At 70.2% G+C, this 21007-nt stretch carries 17 protein-coding genes; 15 read left to right on the top strand and 2 right to left on the bottom strand.

Annotation, left to right across the window (positions count from 1 at the left end; all coding sequences use genetic code 11):
- The first annotated feature begins 138 nt into the window (after nt 1-138).
- From ACQEXA_RS39935 to ACQEXA_RS39995, 13 genes are all read left to right on the top strand, one after another.
- The gene (locus ACQEXA_RS39935; RefSeq protein WP_433132473.1) at nt 139-1659 is read left to right on the top strand and encodes a UDP-N-acetylmuramoyl-L-alanyl-D-glutamate--2,6-diaminopimelate ligase; all 1521 of its coding nucleotides are present in this window, start codon (nt 139-141) and stop codon (nt 1657-1659) included.
- 4 nt (nt 1660-1663) lie between these two features.
- Nucleotides 1664-3079: a UDP-N-acetylmuramoyl-tripeptide--D-alanyl-D-alanine ligase gene (locus ACQEXA_RS39940; protein WP_432926676.1), complete on the top strand. Its 1416-nt coding sequence runs from the start codon at nt 1664-1666 to the stop codon at nt 3077-3079.
- Complete coding sequence (gene mraY / locus ACQEXA_RS39945) at nt 3076-4149, top strand: phospho-N-acetylmuramoyl-pentapeptide-transferase (protein ID WP_359389167.1); 1074 nt, start codon at nt 3076-3078, stop codon at nt 4147-4149. The genes ACQEXA_RS39940 and mraY overlap by 4 nt, the downstream gene beginning before the upstream one ends.
- Nucleotides 4131-5558, top strand: a complete 1428-nt coding sequence (murD, locus tag ACQEXA_RS39950) for a UDP-N-acetylmuramoyl-L-alanine--D-glutamate ligase (protein WP_433132475.1) — start codon at nt 4131-4133, stop codon at nt 5556-5558. Before mraY ends, murD begins: the two co-directional genes overlap by 19 nt.
- Before the next feature lie 202 nt (nt 5559-5760).
- Complete coding sequence (gene ftsW / locus ACQEXA_RS39955) at nt 5761-7095, top strand: putative lipid II flippase FtsW (protein ID WP_433132477.1); 1335 nt, start codon at nt 5761-5763, stop codon at nt 7093-7095.
- Between the two features lie 33 nt (nt 7096-7128).
- Entirely contained in the window at nt 7129-8223 is a 1095-nt protein-coding gene (gene murG, locus ACQEXA_RS39960) for an undecaprenyldiphospho-muramoylpentapeptide beta-N-acetylglucosaminyltransferase (protein WP_432926670.1), read from the top strand.
- 188 nt (nt 8224-8411) lie between these two features.
- Nucleotides 8412-9197 (top strand): cell division protein FtsQ/DivIB, encoded by a 786-nt coding sequence (locus ACQEXA_RS39965; protein ID WP_432926668.1) that lies wholly within the window; start codon nt 8412-8414, stop codon nt 9195-9197.
- Between the two features lie 278 nt (nt 9198-9475).
- The gene (gene ftsZ, locus ACQEXA_RS39970; RefSeq protein WP_359389182.1) at nt 9476-10672 is read left to right on the top strand and encodes a cell division protein FtsZ; all 1197 of its coding nucleotides are present in this window, start codon (nt 9476-9478) and stop codon (nt 10670-10672) included.
- Nucleotides 10669-11397, top strand: coding sequence for a peptidoglycan editing factor PgeF (gene pgeF / locus ACQEXA_RS39975; protein ID WP_432926666.1), 729 nt, complete (start codon nt 10669-10671; stop codon nt 11395-11397). The genes ftsZ and pgeF overlap by 4 nt, the downstream gene beginning before the upstream one ends.
- Before the next feature lie 6 nt (nt 11398-11403).
- A complete protein-coding gene (locus ACQEXA_RS39980) occupies nt 11404-12123 on the top strand; it encodes a YggS family pyridoxal phosphate-dependent enzyme (protein WP_432926664.1) in 720 nt (239 codons plus the stop codon).
- A gap of 129 nt (nt 12124-12252) precedes the next feature.
- Complete coding sequence (locus ACQEXA_RS39985; RefSeq protein WP_433132479.1) at nt 12253-12894, top strand: cell division protein SepF; 642 nt, start codon at nt 12253-12255, stop codon at nt 12892-12894.
- 50 nt (nt 12895-12944) lie between these two features.
- Nucleotides 12945-13235, top strand: coding sequence for a YggT family protein (locus ACQEXA_RS39990; protein ID WP_359389193.1), 291 nt, complete (start codon nt 12945-12947; stop codon nt 13233-13235).
- 52 nt (nt 13236-13287) lie between these two features.
- On the top strand, nt 13288-14421 hold the full coding sequence (locus ACQEXA_RS39995) for a DivIVA domain-containing protein (protein WP_432926660.1): 1134 nt from the start codon (nt 13288-13290) through the stop codon (nt 14419-14421).
- 200 nt (nt 14422-14621) lie between these two features.
- Here the strand turns inward: ACQEXA_RS39995 and ileS are convergent, their stop codons facing one another.
- Together ileS and ACQEXA_RS40005 are read right to left on the bottom strand one after the other, a co-directional pair.
- A complete protein-coding gene (ileS, locus tag ACQEXA_RS40000; protein ID WP_432926658.1) occupies nt 14622-17762 on the bottom strand; it encodes an isoleucine--tRNA ligase in 3141 nt (1046 codons plus the stop codon).
- Between the two features lie 466 nt (nt 17763-18228).
- A complete protein-coding gene (locus ACQEXA_RS40005; protein ID WP_433132481.1) occupies nt 18229-19425 on the bottom strand; it encodes a hypothetical protein in 1197 nt (398 codons plus the stop codon).
- A gap of 10 nt (nt 19426-19435) precedes the next feature.
- Between ACQEXA_RS40005 and ACQEXA_RS40010 the strand changes: the two genes are divergently transcribed.
- Both ACQEXA_RS40010 and lspA read left to right on the top strand, forming a co-directional pair.
- Entirely contained in the window at nt 19436-20278 is an 843-nt protein-coding gene (locus ACQEXA_RS40010) for a TraR/DksA family transcriptional regulator (RefSeq protein WP_432926654.1), read from the top strand.
- A gap of 82 nt (nt 20279-20360) precedes the next feature.
- Complete coding sequence (gene lspA / locus ACQEXA_RS40015) at nt 20361-20987, top strand: signal peptidase II (protein WP_432926652.1); 627 nt, start codon at nt 20361-20363, stop codon at nt 20985-20987.
- Nucleotides 20988-21007 lie beyond the last annotated feature (20 nt).

Here is a 21007-nt window from a genome sequence, read left to right on the forward strand (position 1 = left end):
TCGTCCCCGCCCACCCGTGCCGCACCACCGGACCACGCTTCGGCCGGGCTCCCTTTTAGCCCCGTCGGGGGTACTCCCGGTACGCTCACCGCCGTGCCACACGCTGATCAGTCCCCCACCACCCAGAAAGGCGCTTCCGTGACATATCCGGGACCGCCGCGACCGGTGCACGTCTCCGCCACTTCCCTCGCGGAGCTCGCCGATCAGCTGGGAGTCGCCGCCCCGGAGAGCGCCGCCGAGGTCACGGGCATCACCCATGACTCACGCGCCGTCCGCCCCGGCGACCTGTACGCCGCCCTGCCCGGTGCCCGGGCCCACGGCGCCGACTTCGTCACCCAGGCCGCCGGCCTCGGTGCGGTCGCCGTGCTGACCGACCCGGCCGGCGCCGAGCGCGCCGCCGCCACCGGACTCCCGGTCCTGGTGGCCGACGATCCACGGGGGCGGATGGGCGAACTGGCGGCCACCGTCTACGGCGACCCGGGACGGGACCTGCTCCAGATCGGCATCACGGGCACCTCCGGCAAGACCACGACCGCCTACCTAGTCGAGGGCGGTCTGCGGACCACCCGCAGCACCGGACTCATCGGCACCGTCGAGATGCGCATCGGCGACGAGCGCATCAAGTCCGAGCGCACCACCCCCGAAGCGACCGATCTGCAGGCCCTGTTCGCGGTCATGCGCGAGCGCGGTGTCGAGGCGGTCGCGATGGAGGTCTCCAGCCACGCGCTGGTCCTCGGCCGGGTAGACGGCTGCGTCTTCGACATCGCGGTCTTCACCAACCTCAGCCCGGAGCACATGGAGTTCCACTCCGGCATGGAGGACTACTACCGGGCCAAGGCGCAGTTGTTCACCCGCAGGCGCAGCCGCCTCGGCGTCGTCAACCACGACGACGAGTACGGCCGCAGGCTGGTGAAGGACGCCGACGTCCCGGTCGTCACGTACTCCGCCGAGGGGCACCCCGACGCGGACTGGCGAGCCGAGGACGTCAAGGTCGGCCCGCTGGACTCCACGTTCACCGTGATCGGCCCCAAGGACCAGCGCGTCGCCGCCAGGTCGCCGCTCCCCGGCCCCTTCAACGTGGCCAACACCCTCGCCGCGATCGTCGCCCTCGTCGAGGCCGGCATCGACCCGCAGACCGCCGCCGACGGCGTCGCCGCGGTGCCGGGTGTCCCGGGCCGCCTGGAGCGCGTGGACGCCGGGCAGCCCTACCTCGCGGTCGTCGACTACGCGCACAAGACCGACGCCGTCGAATCGGTGCTGCGCGCCCTGCGCAAGGTCACCGAGGGCAAGCTGCACGTCGTGCTCGGCTGCGGCGGCGACCGGGACACCACGAAGCGCGCCCCGATGGGCGCCGCCGTGGCCCGGCTCGCCGACACCGCCGTGCTGACCTCCGACAACCCTCGCTCCGAGGACCCCCTGGCGATCCTCGCCACCATGCTCGAGGGCGCGGCGTCAGTACCCGCGCACGAGCGCGGCGAGGTGCAGGTCTTCGAGGACCGTGCCACCGCCATCGCCGCCGCCGTCGCCCGTGCGCGGCCCGGGGACGCCGTGCTGGTCGCGGGCAAGGGCCACGAACAGGGCCAGGACATCGCCGGAGTGATCCGTCCCTTCGACGACCGCCAGGTGCTTCGCGAAGCTATCCAGAAGACTCAGGGATGAACTTGTGATCGCCCTCTCCCTCGCCGAGATCGCAACAGTCGTCGGCGGGCAGATGCATGACATACCGGACCCGTCCGCCCGGGTCACCGGGCCCGTCGTCCGGGACTCCCGCGAAGTGGAGCCCGGCTGCCTCTTCGTCGCCTTCGTCGGTGAGCGCGTGGACGGACACGACTTCGCGCCCGCGGTCGTGCAGGCGGGTGCCGCCGCCGTCCTGGCGTCCCGCCCCGTGGGGGTGCCCGCGATCGTCGTGGACGACGTACAGGCCGCCCTCGGCGCCCTCGCGCGGCACGTCGTACGGCGGCTCGGGGCGACCCTCGTGGCCCTCACCGGCTCCGCGGGCAAGACCAGCACCAAGGACCTCATCGCCCAGGTGCTCCAGCGCAAGGCGCCGACGGTGTGGACGCCCGGCTCGTTCAACAACGAGATCGGGCTGCCGCTCACGGCTCTCAGCGCCACCGAGGAGACGCGGTTCCTCGTCCTGGAGATGGGCGCGCGCGGTATCGGCCACATCCGCTACCTCACCGGGCTGACCCCGCCGAGGATCGGCGTCGTGCTCAACGTCGGCACCGCCCACATCGGCGAGTTCGGCGGCCGGGAGCAGATCGCCCAGGCGAAGGGCGAACTCGTCGAAAGCCTGCCCTCCAAGGACGAGGGCGGCGTCGCGGTACTCAATGCCGATGATCCGCTCGTACGGGCCATGGCGACCCGTACGCCGGCGAAGGTGCTGCTTTTCGGAGAGTCCGACGAAGCGGACGTACGCGCCGAGAATGTGCGACTCACGGACAGTGGACAGCCTGCCTTCAGCCTTCACACACCCTCCGGGTGCAGCGATGTGACCATGCGCCTGTACGGTGAGCACCACGTGTCGAACGCGCTCGCCGCGGCCGCCGTCGCCCATGAGCTGGGCATGTCCGCGGAAGAGATCGCCACCGCGCTCTGCGAGGCGGGCACCCTCTCCCGCTGGCGGATGGAGGTCACCGAGCGCCCGGACGGCGTGACGGTCGTCAACGACGCCTACAACGCCAACCCCGAGTCCATGAGGGCCGCCCTGCGCGCGCTCGTGGCGATGGGCAAGGGGCGGCGCACATGGGCGGTGCTCGGCAAGATGGCCGAGCTCGGGGACGAGGCGCTCGCCGAGCACGACGCCGTCGGACGGCTCGCCGTCCGACTCAACGTCAGCAAGCTCGTCGCGGTCGGGGGCAGGGAAGCGTCCTGGCTGCAACTGGGCGCATATAACGAGGGTTCGTGGGGTGAGGAGTCGGTGCACGTGTCCGACGCACAGGCGGCGGTCGACCTGTTGCGCAGCGAGCTGCGCCCAGGAGACGTCGTGCTCGTGAAGGCGTCCCGGTCGGTCGGACTCGAGAGCGTGGCGCAGGCGCTGCTCGAGACCGGTGCCGAGGGTGAGGTTGCCGCCCGATGATGAAGCAGATCCTGTTCGCAGGAGTCATTGGTCTGTTCTTCACCCTGATCGGCACCCCGCTGCTGATCAAGCTGCTGGCCCGCAAGGGCTACGGCCAGTACATCCGTGACGACGGACCGCGCGAGCACCACAGCAAGCGCGGTACGCCGACCATGGGCGGTATCGCCTTCATCCTGGCGACGATCGCCGCGTACTTCCTGTCCAAGGTCATCACCGGCAAGCCGCCGACCTTCTCCGGGGTGCTGGTGCTCGGCCTGATGGCCGGCATGGGCCTGGTTGGCTTCCTCGACGACTACATCAAGATCGTCAAGCGGCGCTCGCTCGGTCTGCGGGCCAAGGCGAAGATGGCCGGCCAGCTGATCGTCGGCATCACATTCGCCGTGCTGGCTCTGCAGTTCGCCGACGCCCGGGGCAACACCCCGGCTTCCACGAAGCTCTCCTTCGTGCAGGACTTCGGCTGGACCATCGGCCCGGTGCTCTTCGTGGTCTGGGCGATCTTCATGATCCTCGCCATGTCGAACGGCGTGAACCTCACCGACGGTCTCGACGGCCTCGCCACCGGCGCCTCCGTGCTCGTCTTCGGCGCCTACACGTTCATCGGCGTCTGGCAGTTCCAGGAGTCCTGCGCCAACGCGCAGACCCTGACCAACCCGGCCGCCTGTTACGAGGTACGGGATCCGCTCGACCTGGCGGTCGTCTCCTCCGCACTGATGGGCGCCTGCCTCGGATTCCTGTGGTGGAACACCTCGCCCGCCAAGATCTTCATGGGCGACACCGGCTCGCTGGCCCTCGGCGGCGCGCTCGCCGGTCTCGCGATCTGCTCCCGCACCGAGCTGCTGCTCGCGCTGCTCGGCGGCCTCTTCGTCCTGATCACCATGTCGGTGGTCATCCAGGTCGGCTCGTTCCGCCTCACCGGCCGCCGGGTCTTCCGGATGGCGCCACTCCAGCACCACTTCGAGCTCAAGGGGTGGTCGGAGGTCCTTGTGGTGGTCCGTTTCTGGATCATTCAGGGCATCTGCGTCATCGTGGGTCTGGGCATCTTCTACGCGGGATGGGCAGCGGAAAAGTGACCGACTGGCAGGGCAAGCACGTCACCGTCGCCGGACTCGGCGTCTCCGGCGTCCCGGCGGCCAAGGTGCTGCACGGGCTCGGCGCGATCGTCACCGTCGTCAACGACGGCGACGACGAGCGGGCCCGGGCGCAGGCCACGGAGCTGGAGGCGCTCGGCGTCACGGTCCGGCTCGGCGACGGAGCGACCCTGCCCGAAGGCACCGAGCTGATCGTCACCGCACCCGGCTGGAAGCCCGACAAGCCGCTCTTCGCGGCCGCGGCGAAGGCGGGCGTCCCGGTCTGGGGCGACGTCGAACTGGCCTGGCAGCTGCGCGGCCCGGACGCCGCGCCCTGGCTCGCGGTGACGGGCACCAACGGCAAGACCACGACCGTGCAGATGCTGGCCTCGATCCTGAAGGCGGCGGGCCTGCGCACGGCCGCCGTCGGCAACATCGGGGTCTCGCTGCTGGACGTCGTCCTCGGCGAGGAGCAGTACGACGTCCTCGCGGTGGAGTTGTCGAGCTATCAGCTCCACTGGGCCCCGTCGCTGCGCGCCCACTCGGCCGCCGTGCTCAACCTCGCGCCCGACCACCTCGACTGGCACGGCTCCATGGAGGCGTACGCCGCCGACAAGGGCCGCATCTACGAGGGGAATCGGGTCGCCTGCGTCTACAACGTGGCCGACAAGGCGACCGAGGACCTGGTGCGCGAGGCGGACGTCGAGGAGGGCTGCCGGGCCGTCGGCTTCACGCTGGGCACGCCCGCCCCGTCCCAACTCGGCGTCGTGGACGGCATCCTGGTCGACCGCGCCTTCGTCGAGAACCGGCAGAAGAACGCGCAGGAGCTGGCCGAGGTCTCCGACGTCAACCCGCCGGCCCCGCACAACATCGCCAACGCCCTTGCCGCGGCGGCCCTCGCGCGCGCCTTCGGGGTGCCCCCGCAGGCCGTACGGGACGGCCTGCGGGCCTTCACCCCGGACGCCCACCGCATCGCGCATGTGGCGGAGGTGGACGGGATCGCGTACGTCGACGACTCCAAGGCCACCAACACGCATGCGGCGCAGGCCTCGTTGGCCGCGTACGAGTCGATCGTCTGGATCGCGGGAGGGCTCGCCAAGGGCGCGACCTTCGACGAACTGGTCGCCACTTCGGCGAAGCGGCTTCGCGGCGCGGTGCTCATCGGCGCGGATCGTGAGCTGATCCGCGAGGCCCTCGCGCGACACGCGCCGGAGGTACCCGTCGTCAACCTCGAACGGACCGACACTGGGGCGATGCGTGCGGCTGTGCGGGAGGCGCAACGGCTTGCACACGCCGGGGACACGGTGCTGCTGGCCCCCGCGTGCGCCTCCATGGACATGTTCGCGAACTACAACAAGCGCGGGGACGCGTTCGCGGAAGCGGTGCGCGAGCTCGGCTCAGCGGGCGCCTGACGGCGGGTCTCCGCCACGGCGGGTGCGCTTCGGGGACCCTTGGAGGGACGCGTGACTCGGATGTGGTCGGGGCGTCGTCGGCGGTTTCCCGCCGGCGGCACGGTGCCGTGCCAGCCGTTGCCGCCCTGGGGGCGCCCCCGGGGCGGGCGAAGCCGAGCCCGGGGGCGGGACGTTCTGCGACGGCGGGATGGGGTGAGCGCCGGTGGCCGATAGCCGTACGGGCCGTCCTCCCGTCCAGCCCACCCCCAAGCGGCCCGCAGGCTCCCGGGCCCCGCGTGACAAGGCGCTGGTCCGTCTCTACCTCCGCGCCCGGCGGGCCTGGGACCGGCCGCTCACCGCCTACTACCTGATCCTCGGCGGGAGTCTGCTGATCACCGTGCTGGGGCTGGTGATGGTCTACTCGGCCTCCCAGATCACCGCGCTGCAGATGTCGCTGCCCGGGTCCTACTTCTTCCGCAAGCAGTTCCTGGCCGCCTCCATCGGTGCCGTGCTGCTGCTCGCCGCCACCCGGATGCCGGTGAAGCTGCACCGGGCGCTGGCGTACCCGATCCTGGCGGGTGCCGTCTTCCTGATGGTGCTGGTGCAGGTGCCGGGGATAGGGATGGCGGTCAACGGCAACCAGAACTGGATCTCGCTGGGCGGTTCCTTCCAGATCCAGCCCAGTGAGTTCGGCAAGCTCGCGCTCGTGCTGTGGGGCGCCGACCTGATCGCGCGCAAGCAGGAGAAGCGGCTGCTCGGGCAGTGGAAGCACATGCTGGTGCCGCTGGTCCCGGTGGCGTTCCTGCTGCTCGGGCTGATCATGCTCGGCGGTGACATGGGCACGGCCATCATCCTCACGGCGATCCTCTTCGGGCTGCTGTGGCTGGCCGGGGCGCCGACCCGGATGTTCGCCGGGGTGCTGTCCGTCGCCGCGGCCATCGGCTTCCTCCTGATCAAGACGAGTCCGAACCGCATGGCCCGCCTCGACTGCATCGGAGCCACCGAACCGCAGGCGGGTCCCGTCGACTGCTGGCAGGCCGTGCACGGCATCTATGCCCTGGCCTCGGGCGGAATCTTCGGTTCCGGACTCGGTGCGAGTGTGGAGAAATGGGGTCAACTACCCGAAGCGCACACCGACTTCATCTTCGCCGTCACCGGTGAGGAACTGGGTCTCGCGGGGACGCTGTCGGTGCTCGCCCTCTTCGCGGCTCTAGGCTATGCGGGTATCCGCGTGGCCGGACGCACGGAGGACCCCTTCGTGAGGTATGCCGCGGGAGGTGTGACGACATGGATCATCGCTCAGGCGGTGATCAACATCGGTGCGGTGCTCGGCCTGCTGCCGATCGCCGGCGTCCCCCTCCCGCTGTTCTCCTACGGGGGATCCGCCCTGCTGCCGACCATGTTCGCCATCGGGTTGCTGATCGCCTTCGCGCGCGAGGAGCCCGCTGCGCGGGCGGCGCTTGCCATGCGGCAACCCCGCTTTGGTAGAAAGCGGTCTGGAGGCGCCGTGCCCAACCGGGGGCCTCGGAGATGGAACACGATGCGACGGCGTGCCTGAGTGGCGCGTTCGTCCGGAGAGCGGTGAATTTCCGTGCATGTCGTACTCGCCGGTGGGGGGACCGCCGGCCACATCGAGCCCGCGCTCGCCCTCGCGGACGCTCTGCGCAGGCAGGACCCGACCGTGGGGATCACGGCCCTGGGTACTGAGCGCGGCCTGGAGACCCGGCTCGTGCCCGAGCGGGGCTATGAGCTCGCGCTGATCCCCGCCGTCCCTCTGCCGCGCAGGCCCACCCCCGAGCTGATCACCGTCCCCGGGCGGCTGCGTGGCACGATCAAGGCGGCGGAGCAGATCCTGGAGCGCACCAAGGCGGACGCCGTCGTCGGATTCGGCGGCTATGTCGCCCTCCCCGGCTACCTGGCCGCCAAGCGGCTCGGGGTGCCGATCATCATCCACGAGGCCAACGCACGGCCCGGTCTGGCCAACAAGATCGGCTCGCGGTATGCCGCCCAGGTCGCCGTCTCCACCCCGGACAGCAAGCTGCGGGGCGCCCGCTACATCGGCATCCCGCTGCGCCGCTCCATCGCCACCCTGGACCGTGCCGCCGTACGCCCGCAGGCCCGCGCCGCGTTCGGGCTCGACCCGAACCTGCCGACACTGCTGGTCTCCGGTGGCTCGCAGGGCGCCCGCCGGCTGAACGAGGTGATCCAGCAGGTCGCCCCGTACCTCCAGCAGTGCGGTATCCAGATCCTCCACGCGGTCGGCCCCAAGAACGAATTGCCACAGGTGCACCAGATGCCGGGGATGCCGCCGTACATCCCGGTACCGTACGTGGACCGGATGGACCTCGCGTACGCCGCGGCCGACATGATGCTCTGCCGCGCGGGCGCGATGACCGTCGCCGAACTCTCCGCCGTCGGACTTCCGGCCGCCTACGTTCCGCTGCCCATCGGCAACGGCGAACAGCGGCTGAACGCCCAGCCGGTGGTCAAGGCCGGGGGCGGGCTGCTGGTCGACGACGCGGAACTCACGCCCGAGTGGATCCAGCAGAACGTTCTGCCCGTGCTCGCCGACCCGCACCGGCTGTACGAGATGTCCCGTGCCGCCGGTGAGTTCGGCCGCCGGGACGCCGACGACCTGCTCGTCGGCATGGTGTACGAGGCGATCGCGTCGCGTCACCACCAGTAACGCATCGGTGAGTGAGCCGAAGGGGCGCGCACCGGTGCCGGGAGGTCGTGGGGTTCCCCCCCCCGCTCCGGCGAGGCCGGGACACCGGGGGAACGCGGAAGCCCGCAGGGCTGAGCACGACCGGGCTCTCGGCACCGGACGGCGCGCCCCGGAGGCGAACCGCACCGGAACGAGGGAAGGCAGGGAGCGTGGCCGGACCGACCACCGCCGAACGCGGCGAACGGCAGAAGCTGGAGTCCGGTTCGCCCCGGCCGTCCCGTCTGTGGCGATTGCGCCGTCTTCGTATGCTCATCATCCTTACGCTCGCGGTGGTGTTGGCGAGCGGCGGCTCCATCTGGCTGCTGTACGGCTCTCCGTGGCTGCGCGTGCAGCACGTCTCCGTCTCCGGTACGCGCGTCCTCACCCGCGCCGAGGTGCGTGAGGCGGCCGGCGTGCGGCTCGGAACGCCCCTGATTTCACTCGACACCGATGCGATCGAGGCGCGGCTGCGCCGGAAATTGCCGCGAATCGACTCGGTCGAGGTCGCCCGGTCCTGGCCGCAGGGCATCGGGCTGAAAGTGACGGAGCGTACTCCGGTTCTGCTCGTGGGGAACGCCGGAAAGTTCATCGAAGTGGACCGGGAAGGCGTGCGGTTCGCCACGGTTTCGAGCCCTCCGAAGGCCGTTCCCACGCTGCAATTGACCGTGGGGCACTCCGCCGCTCAGCGGCGCTTCGGCGTCGGCCGACTCGACCGTGCCGCGGCCCGTGTGGTCCAGGACATTCCCGCCGCAGTGGCCCGCGACGTGAGGAACGTCAGGGTCGGCTCCTATGACTCCATCTCCCTGGAGTTGAGCGGCGGGCGGACCGTCATGTGGGGCAGTAGCGAGAAGGGCCGGGCGAAGGCGGTCACGCTGATTGCGCTGATGAAAGCGGCTCCCGGCGCCCGGCACTTCGACGTGAGTGTTCCCACCGCCCCTGCGTCATCGGGGAGTTGACGCCGGTCGAAACAGGCCCGCACCCTGATTGGGCAGCGCTACGGCTGATCACATAGGGTGAAAAGAAAGACGGGAGGTTCGGCGTGTTCGTTGAACGTGCGCCACTTGTCGACTTAGTGTCCTGTTCGGAAGAGTCCAAGGAACAGACACACTGGTAACCCTAAACTTCAGGGTTAGGGTTCGGGTCGGCGTTCGGACCGTCCCATTCGGCATCAGCCGTCGGGCCGCGGAGCACCCGCGGGACGGCGGCACGTAATTCGAGGCGAGAGGCCTTCGACGTGGCAGCACCGCAGAACTACCTCGCAGTCATCAAGGTCATCGGTGTCGGCGGCGGTGGTGTCAATGCCATCAACCGGATGATCGAGGTCGGTCTCAAGGGCGTCGAGTTCATCGCCATCAACACCGACGCGCAAGCTCTGTTGATGAGCGACGCCGACGTCAAGCTGGACGTCGGCCGCGAACTCACCCGCGGACTCGGCGCCGGAGCCAACCCGGCCGTCGGCCGCAAGGCCGCCGAGGATCACCGCGAGGAGATCGAGGAGGTCCTCAAGGGGGCCGACATGGTCTTCGTGACGGCCGGTGAAGGCGGCGGCACCGGCACCGGCGGCGCGCCCGTCGTGGCCAACATCGCTCGCTCGCTGGGCGCCCTCACCATCGGTGTGGTCACGCGCCCGTTCACCTTCGAGGGCCGGCGCCGGGCCAACCAGGCCGAGGACGGCATCGCCGAGCTTCGCGAAGAGGTCGACACCCTCATCGTCATCCCGAACGACCGGCTGCTGTCCATCTCGGACCGCCAGGTCTCCGTGCTCGACGCCTTCAAGTCGGCGGACCAGGTCCTGCTCTCCGGTGTCCAGGGCATCACCGACCTCATCACCACGCCCGGTCTGATCAACCTCGACTTCGCCGATGTGAAGTCTGTTATGTCCGAAGCCGGTTCGGCTCTCATGGGCATCGGCTCGGCCCGCGGCGACGACCGCGCGGTGGCCGCGGCCGAGATGGCCATCTCCTCGCCGCTGCTCGAGGCCTCCATCGACGGCGCCCGCGGGGTGCTGCTGTCCATCTCCGGCGGCTCCGACCTCGGTCTCTTCGAGATCAACGAGGCCGCCCAGCTGGTGAGCGAGGCCGCGCACCCCGAGGCGAACATCATCTTCGGTGCCGTCATCGACGACGCCCTCGGCGACGAGGTCCGGGTCACCGTGATCGCCGCCGGCTTCGACGGCGGCCAGCCCCCGGCCAAGCGGGAGAACGTCCTCGGCTCGTCCTCGGCCCGGCGCGAGGAGCCGGCTCCGTCGCGTCCTGCCGACAGCCGCCCGTCCTTCGGCTCGCTCGGCAGCGTCACGCCGAAGGAGGTGCCCGAGCCCGCCCCCGCCCCGGAGCCGGTGAGCGAGCGCCCGATCACCCCGCCGATCCCCTCGTCGCGGACCTACTCGGACAGCACGGCCGAGGAGCTGGACGTCCCGGACTTCCTCAAGTGATAGGACAGCGCGACACCGCGAGCGGCGCGCACTTCGCCTTCACCGACCGGTGGGGCGGGGTGAGCGCCGCTCCGTACGAGGAGCTCAACCTCGGCGGCGCCGTCGGGGACGATCCCGGGGCCGTGACCACCAACCGGGGTCTGGCCGCGAAGTCGCTGGGGCTCGACCCCGGCCACGTGGTCTGGATGAACCAGGTGCACGGGTCCGGCGTCGCCGTGGTGGACGCACCCTGGGGTGAAAACCCAGTGCCCGAGGTTGACGCGATCGTCACCGCACGGCGCGGACTCACCCTCGCCGTGCTCACCGCCGACTGCACCCCCGTCCTGCTCGCCGATCCGGTCGCCGGGATCGCCGCCGCCGCCCACGCGGGCCGGCCCGGCATGGTCGCCGGAGTCGTCCCCGCCGCGGTGCGAGCGATGATGGAACTGGGCGCCGAGCCGTCCCGGATCGTCGCCCGCACGGGACCCACGGTCTGCGGCCGGTGCTACGAGGTGCCGGAGACGATGCGCGCCGAGGTGGCCGCCGTCGAACCGGCGGCACACTCCGAGACCAGCTGGGGTACGCCCGCGGTCGACGTGGCCGCCGGCGTGCACGCGCAGCTCGAACGGCTCGGGGTGTGCGACCGGGCGCAGTCGCCGGTGTGCACGCTGGAATCGGGCGATCACTTCTCGTATCGCCGCGACCGCACCACCGGGCGACTCGCGGGATATGTCTGGCTGGACTGATGGGGCATGACGGACCGTAAGCATCAAATCGCCGCGAACCTCGCGAAGGTCGAGGACCGCATCGCGGCTGCGTGCGCGGCCGCGGGGCGTAAGCGCGAGGAGGTGACCCTGATCGTGGTCACCAAGACCTATCCCGCGAGCGATGTGCGCATTCTCTCGGAACTGGGCGTCCGGGACGTCGCCGAGAACCGCGACCAGGACGCGGCGCCCAAGGCGGCCGCTTGCTCGGATCTGCCGCTCAGATGGCATTTTGTCGGTCAGTTGCAGACCAACAAGGTGCGATCCGTGGTCGGTTACGCGGATTTCGTGCAGTCCGTCGATCGTTCCCGGCTCGTCACGGCGCTTTCGAAGGAGGCCGTGCGGACCGGCCGCGAGCTGGGCTGCCTCATCCAGGTCGCGCTCGACGCGGACGAGAGTGAGCGCGGAGAGCGCGGGGGCGTGGCGCCCCCGGGAATCGAAGAGTTGGGCGACCTTGTCGCGGACGCTCCGGGACTGCGGCTGGACGGGCTGATGACCGTCGCGCCGCTCACCGGAGAGTACGCGGGGCGTCAACGGGCGGCGTTCGGACGGTTGATGGATTTGTCGACCGGCCTGCGCCGAGCCCATCCGGCTGCAACCATGGTCTCGGCGGGAATGAGTGCGGACCTCGAGGAGGCCGTGGCCGCCGGGGCGACACATGTGCGCGTCGGCACTGCGGTACTCGGAGTCCGCCCCAGGCTCGGGTAACGTCGCCAAGAAGTCGGACCACAGCAGAAAATATGGTCATTACCGCCCATAGACGGGCATAACGACCTCGTGGATCGCAGGCACTTGGCAGTCGTCAGCAGATCCACCACAGAGCGGAGGACTCAGAGCATGGCCGGCGCGATGCGCAAGATGGCGGTCTACCTCGGCCTCGTGGAGGACGATGGGTACGACGGCCGGGGCTTCGACCCCGACGACGACTTCGAGCCCGAGCTCGACCCGGAGTCGGAGCGGGATCGCAGGCGGCATGATCCGTCTCACCAGTCACACCAGGCACTTCAGTCTCAAAGGGACGAATCGGTGCGAATGGTGCAGCCGCCGGCACCGCGCGATCCGGCACCCCAATCGGCTTCGCTACCCACGGAATCAGGGCGTCCGGCTCGCATCGCGCCCGTGGCGTCCATCACACAAGAACGTCAGAGTCTGGAGAAGAGCGCGCCGGTGATCATGCCCAAGGTCGTGTCCGAACGAGAGCCGTACCGGATCACCACGCTTCACCCCCGGACCTACAACGAGGCCCGTACCATCGGGGAACACTTCCGTGAGGGCACGCCGGTGATCATGAATCTGACTGAGATGGATGACACAGATGCGAAGCGACTTGTCGACTTTGCGGCCGGTTTGGTGTTTGGTCTTCATGGAAGTATCGAGCGGGTGACGCAGAAGGTGTTCTTGTTGTCTCCTGCTAACGTCGATGTCACGGCGGAGGACAAGGCCCGCATCGCAGAGGGCGGGTTCTTCAACCAGAGCTGAGAGCACCACCGGAGAGAGCGCGGAACAGGGGAGAGGGAAGCACACGGATCATGGGCGTGTTCCTGGAGGTTGTCTACATCGTGCTGATGTGCTTCCTCGTCGTGCTGATTTTCCGGTTGGTCATGGACTACGTCTTCCAGTTCGCCCGCTCATGGCAACCCGGCAAGGCGATGGTGGTCGTTCTGGAGGCCACCTACACTGTCACCGATCCACCGTTGAAGCTTCTGCGGCGGTTCATTCCGCCGCTGCGTCTCGGGGGCGTGGCGCTTGACCTGTCCTTCTTCGTTCTGATGATCATCGTCTACATCCTGATCTCCATCGTGGGCAGCCTCGCGAGGTGAATGTGGACGATACGGTCTTGCCGACTGCCGATGACTACGTTGAGGTGAAGAGATGCCGTTGACCCCCGAGGACGTGCGGAACAAGCAGTTCACGACCGTCCGCCTCCGAGAAGGCTATGACGAGGACGAGGTCGATGCCTTCCTCGACGAGGTCGAATCCGAACTGACCCGCCTGCTGCGGGAGAACGAGGACCTGCGCGCCAAGCTTGCTGCTGCCACGCGTGCCGCGGCGCAGAACCAGCAGAACATGCGCAAGCCCCCGGAGCCGCAGGACCAGCCGCAGGGCATGCGCGGTCCGGGTGCTCCCGTCCCCGCCGGGATATCGGGCCCGCCGCAGCAGCAGATGGGTGGCCCCATGGGTGGCCCGCCCCAGCTGCCGAGCGGTGCCCCGCAGCTGCCCCCCGGTCCGGGTGGACCGGGCGGTCCGCAGGGTCCCGGCCCGATGGGCCAGGGTCCGATGGGTCCGGGGCCGATGGGCCAGCCCCCGATGCAGCAGGCGATGGGTGGGCCCATGGGCGGTCCGATGGGCGGCCCCATGGGCGGCCCCATGGGCGGTCCGGGCATGCCCGGTCAGGGCCCTGGCGGCGACAGCGCCGCGCGTGTCCTCTCGCTGGCCCAGCAGACCGCCGACCAGGCGATCGCCGAGGCCCGCTCCGAGGCCAACAAGATCGTCGGCGAGGCCCGCAGCCGCGCCGAGGGTCTGGAGCGCGACGCCCGTGCCAAGGCCGACGCCTTGGAGCGGGACGCGCAGGAGAAGCACCGTGTCGCGATGGGCTCCCTGGAGTCCGCCCGCGCCACGCTGGAGCGCAAGGTCGAGGACCTGCGTGGCTTCGAGCGCGAGTACCGCACGAGGCTGAAGTCGTACCTGGAGTCGCAGCTGCGCCAGCTGGAGACCCAGGCCGACGACTCGCTGGCCCCGCCGCGCACCCCGGCCGCGCCCTCCCTGCCGTCGCCGGCGGCGCCCTCGATGGCTCCCGCAGGGGCGAGCGCCCCGTCGTACGGCGGCAACCAGGCGATGGGCGGTCACGGTCACGGTGGTCCGGCTGCTCCGTCCTACGGCGGTCAGCAGCAGATGTCCCCGGCGATGACCCAGCCAATGGCGCCGGTGCGTCCGCAGGGTCCGGGGCCGATGGGTCAGGCACCCTCGCCGATGCGCGGGTTCCTCATCGACGAGGACGACAACTGACGGGAACGACCAGGCCGTAGGCGTCGGCAACATTCAGGGCGGGGCTCCGGATTCGATCCGGAGCCCCGCCCTGTTGCTACGCGCGTTCGGGGGTTATGCCCTCTGTGTTCGAGTGTGGGAGCGGTTGTGCGTGCGTACGCAACGCCGAAGGCCCGGGCCCACCAAGATTTTTTCGGTGGCCCGGGCCTTCGCGTGTGCCGCTACGCCTTGCGCAGGCGGAAGGCGAGGGTCAGGGACTCGTCGGTGAACGGCTCACCGTAGCTGTCGTCCGCCTCGCCCTGGGCGAAGTCCGTGGCGAGCACCTCCTCGGCTAGCAGCTCCGTGTGCCGGCTCAGGGCCGCGATGACCTCCGGGTCCGTCGCGGTCCAGCGCAGCGCGATCCGGTCGGCGACGTCCAGGCCGCTGTTCTTCCGGGCTTCCTGGATCAGCCGGATCGCGTCACGGGCGAGGCCCGCCTGCCGCAGCTCCTCGGTGATCTCCAGGTCGAGGGCGACCGTCGCGCCGGCGTCGGACGCCACCGACCAGCCCTCGCGCGGGGTCTCCGTGATGATCACCTCGTCGGGGGCCAGGTCGACCCTCTCCCCGTCGACGTCCACCGACGCCGTGCCCTCGCGCAGCGCCAGGGACAGCGCCGCCGCGTCGGCGTTCGCGATGGCCTTGGCCACATCCTGGACGCGCTTGCCGAAGCGCTTGCCCAGCGCGCGGAAGTTCGCCTTCGCCGTGGTGTCGACCAGCGAGCCGCCGACTTCGGCGAGGGAGGCGAGCGCCTCGACGTTCAGCTCTTCGGTGATCTGCGAGTGCAGCTCCCCGTCCAGGGTGTCGAAGCCGGCCGCGGCGATCAGCGCGCGGGACAGCGGCTGGCGCGTCTTGACGCCCGACTCCGCACGCGTGGCACGGCCCAGCTCCACCAGGCGGCGGACCAGCACCATCTGCTTCGACAGTTCCGGGTCGATCGCGGACAGGTCCGCCTCCGGCCAGGACGCCAGGTGCACGGACTCCACGGCGCCCGGGGTCACCGGCACCACCAGGTCCTGCCAGACCCGCTCGGTGATGAACGGGGTGATCGGCGCCATGAGCCTGGTGACCGTCTCGAGGACCTCGTGCAGCGTGCGCAGCGCCGACTTGTCGCCCTGCCAGAAGCGACGGCGCGAGCGGCGGACGTACCAGTTCGAGAGGTCGTCCACGAAGGCCGACAGGAGCTTGCCGGCGCGCTGGGTGTCGTACGACTCCAGAGCCTGGGTCACCTGGTCGGTGAGCGCGTGCAGCTCGGAGAGCAGCCAGCGGTCCAGCACCGGGCGGTCGGCCGGGGCCGGGTCGGCCTCGCTCGGCGCCCAGCCGGAGGTGCGGGCGTACAGCGCCTGGAAGGCGACCGTGTTCCAGTAGGTCAGCAGCGTCTTGCGGACGACCTCCTGGATGGTGCCGTGGCCCACGCGGCGGGCCGCCCACGGTGAGCCGCCCGCTGCCATGAACCAGCGCACCGCGTCCGCGCCGTGCTGGTCCATGAGCGGGATCGGCTGCAGGATGTTGCCCAGGTGCTTGGACATCTTGCGGCCGTCCTCGGCGAGGATGTGGCCCAGGCACACCACGTTCTCGTACGAGGACTTGTCGAAGACCAGCGTGCCGACCGCCATCAGCGTGTAGAACCAGCCGCGGGTCTGGTCGATGGCCTCGGAGATGAACTGGGCCGGGTAACGGGACTCGAACAGTTCCTTGTTCTTGTACGGGTAGCCCCACTGCGCGAACGGCATCGAGCCGGAGTCGTACCAGGCGTCGATCACCTCGGGCACCCGCGTGGCCGTCTTGCCGCACTGCGGGCAGCCGAAGGTGACCTCGTCGATGAAGGGGCGGTGCGGATCGAGCTCGGACTGGTCGGTGCCGGTCAGCTCGGTGAGCTCGGCGCGGGAGCCCACGACGGTGAGGTGGTCGTCCTCGCAGCGCCAGATCGGCAGCGGGGTGCCCCAGTAGCGGCTGCGGGAGAGCGCCCAGTCGATGTTGTTGTTCAGCCAGTCGCCGAAGCGGCCGTGCTTGACCGTCTCCGGGTACCAGTTGGTCTTCTCGTTCTCCTCGAGCAGGCGGTCCTTGATGGCCGTGGTGCGGATGTACCAGGACGGCTGCGCGTAGTAGAGCAGGGCGGTGTGGCAGCGCCAGCAGTGCGGGTAGCTGTGCTCGTACGGGATGTGCTTGAAGAGCAGTCCGCGCTGCTGGAGGTCCTCGGTGAGCCGTTCGTCCGCCTTCTTGAAGAAGACCCCGCCGACCAGGGGGACGTCCTCCTCGAACGTGCCGTCGGGGCGCACCGGATTGACGACGGGCAGGCCGTAGGCGCGGCAGACCTTGAGGTCGTCCTCACCGAAGGCGGGGGACTGGTGGACCAGACCCGTACCATCCTCGGTGGTGACGTACTCGGCGTTCACCACGTAGTGGGTGCCGCCCGGGGTCTCGGGGAACTCGACCAGCTCGAAGGGACGCCGGTACGTCCAGCGCTCCATCTCGGCGCCGGTGAAGGTCTGGCCCGTGGTCTCCCAGCCCTCGCCGAGTGCCTTGCCGACAAGCGGCTCGGCGACGACGAGCTTCTCCTCGCCGTTCGTCGCGACGACGTAGGTGACCTCGGGGTGCGCGGCGACCGCGGTGTTGGAGACCAGGGTCCACGGGGTCGTGGTCCATACCAGGAGGGCGGCCTCACCGGCGAGCGGGCCGGAGGTCAGCGGGAAACGGACATAGACCGACGGGTCGACGACCGTCTCGTAGCCCTGCGCCAGCTCGTGGTCCGACAGGCCCGTGCCGCAGCGGGGGCACCAGGGGGCCACGCGGTGGTCCTGGACCAGCAGGCCCTTCTTGAAGATCTCCTTCAGCGACCACCACACGGACTCGATGTACTCGGGCTCCATCGTGACGTACGCCTCGTCGAGGTCGACCCAGTAGCCCATACGGGTCGTCAGCTCGGAGAACGCGTCGGTGTGGCGGAGCACGGACTCGCGGCACTTGTCGTTGAACTCGGCGATGCCGTACGCCTCGATGTCCTTCTTGCCGCTGAAGCCGAGCTCCTTCTCGACCGCCAGCTCCACCGGCAGGCCGTGGCAGTCCCAGCCGGCCTTGCGGGCCACGTGGTAGCCGCGCATGGTGCGGAAGCGCGGGAAGACGTCCTTGAAGACGCGGGCCTCGATGTGGTGAGCGCCCGGCATGCCGTTGGCGGTGGGCGGGCCCTCGTAGAACACCCACTCGGGGCGGCCCTCGGACTGCTCCAGGCTCTTGGCAAAGATCTTCTGCTCGCGCCAGAAGTCGAGCACCGCGTGCTCGAGCGCGGGCAGGTCGACCTGGGCGGGCACCTGGCGGTACTGCGTCATCGATCTTCCTCCGGCGGATGTGCTGCCTTCCGTCGGAGGGACGAGAGCCGGGAATGTCGTGCATTCTCCGTACGCCCTGTGCGGCGCGCTCCCGCGGTACCACCCTCCTTGGCTCCCCGGTGCGCCGAACGCGCCGGTGAACCCCCTCATTGGGATCGCGATGCCGGTTCTACCGGCCCTGGCCGTCCCGTGGGCGAAGCCCACTGTCCAAGGCTTTCTTCCGGCGGCTCCGGGGTGATGTTCACGTCGCGCTCGCCCCCGGGCTTCCACCGTCCCCGGGTCGCTCATGGCTGCGTACGCCGCTACTCGTCCCCATCCACGCTTTTCGCTCCGCCCAGTGTACGGCGCCACACGGACGGCGGCCGACCGGATTTCCCTCCCGTGGCCTGGGGACGCATCTGCTTGCCGATGCCCCGAACGGCGCGGCGCGGGTTCCCGGATCGCACAGGACGCCGGAGACGGCGGATTACCCGGCGGAGAGCTGGGCACAACGGATGCAGGCTCGCCGTGCGGCACGCGCGCGGCGGGCGAATCGTTGGCGTGCCCCGTTGCCGCGGACCGGAAGTCGATTTATCGTCCCAGCACGATTCGCGCGCAAGATCACAATATGTGAAGGGGCTGCTCCCATGGTGGCGAAAAAGACCGCCGTACAGCAGTCCGCGTCCGGCAGAACCTCGGATGCGGCCGCCTCCGGCGACTCGCTGTCCAAGGACACGCGCGGGAGGACTCTGGCGAGCCGGACGGCGGGGCTGGTCAAGAGGCTGGGCGCGGCTGTCGGCGTGGCTCCGAGAGGGGCAGGCACCGAGGTCGGGAAGGAGAAGCCGGGCATCGCCCGGACGGCGGCACGGGGACGCACGGGTGCGACGGGGCGACGGGCGCCGGCCGGGAACCCGCACAGTGCCGGGAAGGTCTCCGGGGGCGGCCGAGGGAGGGTCGCCGCCAGGACGTCTGCCGGGCGGACCGCTGCGGGGAAGACGCGGATCGCGGAGGCGGTGGCCCAGGAGGGAAAGGCCCCACGGGCGGCGGGTGCGGCGAAGGGGGCGTCGTCGGAAGCGGCGGGTCCCGCGAAGAAGGCCGGGGCGAGGGCGACGGCCAGGCGGGCGGACTCCACGGCGGGTCCGACCGCCGGGAGGGCGGCCTCCACGGGAGCCAAGGCCCCGAAGGGGACGTCCGCGGCGACGGCGGCCGAGGCGGCCTCGACGAAGACGCCTGGAAAGGCGGCCTCCGGCAAGCGGACGGCCGACCGGACGGCAGCCGGGAGGAAGACGGCCGCCGCCAGGACTACCGTCGGCAGGACGGCCTCCACCACGGGCGCCGCTCGTTCGGCGGCCGCGGGAAAGGCGGTGGCCACCACGCCGACGGGTGGAAAACCGGTCTCCCAGACGGGCGAGACCACGTCGGCCGCCGAGAGGAGTCCCGCGAGGAAGGCAACCGGCAAGAAGGCAACCGGCAAGAAGGCGGCCGGCAAGAAGGCGGCTGCCGGGAAGCGGACCCCTGCCGGGACGGCCGGGAAAGCGGTCCCGTCGAAGAAGGCGGCCGAGGAGAAAGGCGGGCCCAGGAAACCGGTCGCGAGGAAGGCGGCCGGCAAGGAGGCAGCGGAGGCCGGTGCCGGCGTGAGGAAGGCGGCGGCGAAGCAGCCGGCAGCGAAGAGGTCCGTCGCCAAGGAGGCAGCCGTGACCAGCACCGTCGTGAAGAAGGCGACAGCGGCGAAGAAGCCCGCTGCCAAGAAGGCGGCCCCGAGCGCCGTCGACCGGGCGGCAGCGGCGAAGAAGCCCGCCGCCGAGGCGACGGCGGCCAAGAAGGCGGCCGCCGAGCAGACGGCGGCGAAGAGGCCCCCCGGCAAGAAGGCGACCAACAAGAAGGCGGCCGGCGGGAAGACCGCCGCACCTCAGGCGGCCCCTCGGAAGGCCGCTGCCGCGAAGAACGCCGCGAAAGGCGGCACCACGAAGAGCACGCCCACAGGGAGTGCGGCCAAGAAGAGCACGGCCAAGAAGGCGGGCGTCGCGAAGGCCGCGAAGCAGACGGGAGCCACGACGGTGGTTGCGAAGAAGACACCTGGCACGGCCACAGCGGCGAAGAACCCCACCGCGGTCCCCAAGGCACGGGTCGTCGCCGCGGAGCCCGGCGAGCTTGCGGTGCGCCCCGGCGAGGACCCCTGGACCGCCGAGGAGGTGGCCGAGGCGCGCACGGAGCTGGAGTCGGACGAGGCGCGGCTGCGCGGTGAGCTCGACGCGTCCGAGCAGGCGCTGGTCGGCCTGATGCGCGACTCCGGGGACGGCGCGGGCGACGACCAGGCGGACACCGGCACGAAGAACATCACGCGCGAGCACGAGCTGGCGCTCGCCGCCAATGCGCGCGAGATGCTCGAGCAGACCGAACGTGCCCTGGACCGCCTCGACGCCGGGACCTACGGGCTGTGCGAGAGCTGCGGCAACCCCATCGGAAAGGCCCGTATGCAGGCGTTTCCCCGTGCCACGCTGTGCGTGGAGTGCAAGCAGAAGCAGGAACGCCGCTGACGATCCCCTCCTGAGCATCTGGCAGAGTCGGGTGGTGTCGTAGTCTCGTCCTCAGTCAGGGCACCTAGGTTGAGGGACTCACGTGGCAGAGGCGGAGCGCATCATCGGTACGCCGGACATCCCAGACGCGTCGGGGGCCGGGCCGGAGCAGCCCGGCGGGCAGGCACCCGCCGACGGCCCCGGCCCGCGAGAGTCGGGGTCCGGCGCAGCCGAGCGCCCCAAGGGCAGGCGCAGGATCGCGGTCCTGTTCGCGGTCGCCGCCTTCGCCTACACCCTCGACCTGGTCAGCAAGCTGATCGTGGTCGCCAAGCTGGAGCACCACGCGCCGATCGAGATCGCGGGGGACTGGCTGAAGCTCGAGGCGATCCGGAACCCGGGCGCGGCCTTCGGCTTCGGTGAGGCCTTCACGATCATCTTCACGGTGATCGCGGCCGTCGTGATCGTGGTGATCGCCCGACTCGCGCGCAAGCTCTACAGCCTGCCCTGGGCGATCGCGCTCGGCCTGCTGCTCGGAGGCGCCCTGGGCAATCTCACTGACCGTATCTTCCGGTCGCCGGGAGTCTTCGAAGGGGCGGTGGTCGACTTCATCGCGCCGAAGCACTTCGCCGTCTTCAACCTGGCCGACTCGGCGATCGTCTGCGGCGGCATCCTGATCGTGCTGCTGTCCTTCCGCGGCCTGGACCCGGACGGAACGGTCCACAAGGACTGAGCGCCCGGGACTCTCGTACG

It is taken from the genome of Streptomyces sp. CA-106110 (assembly GCF_050936285.1).
Classification (GTDB): Bacteria; Actinomycetota; Actinomycetes; order Streptomycetales; family Streptomycetaceae; genus Streptomyces.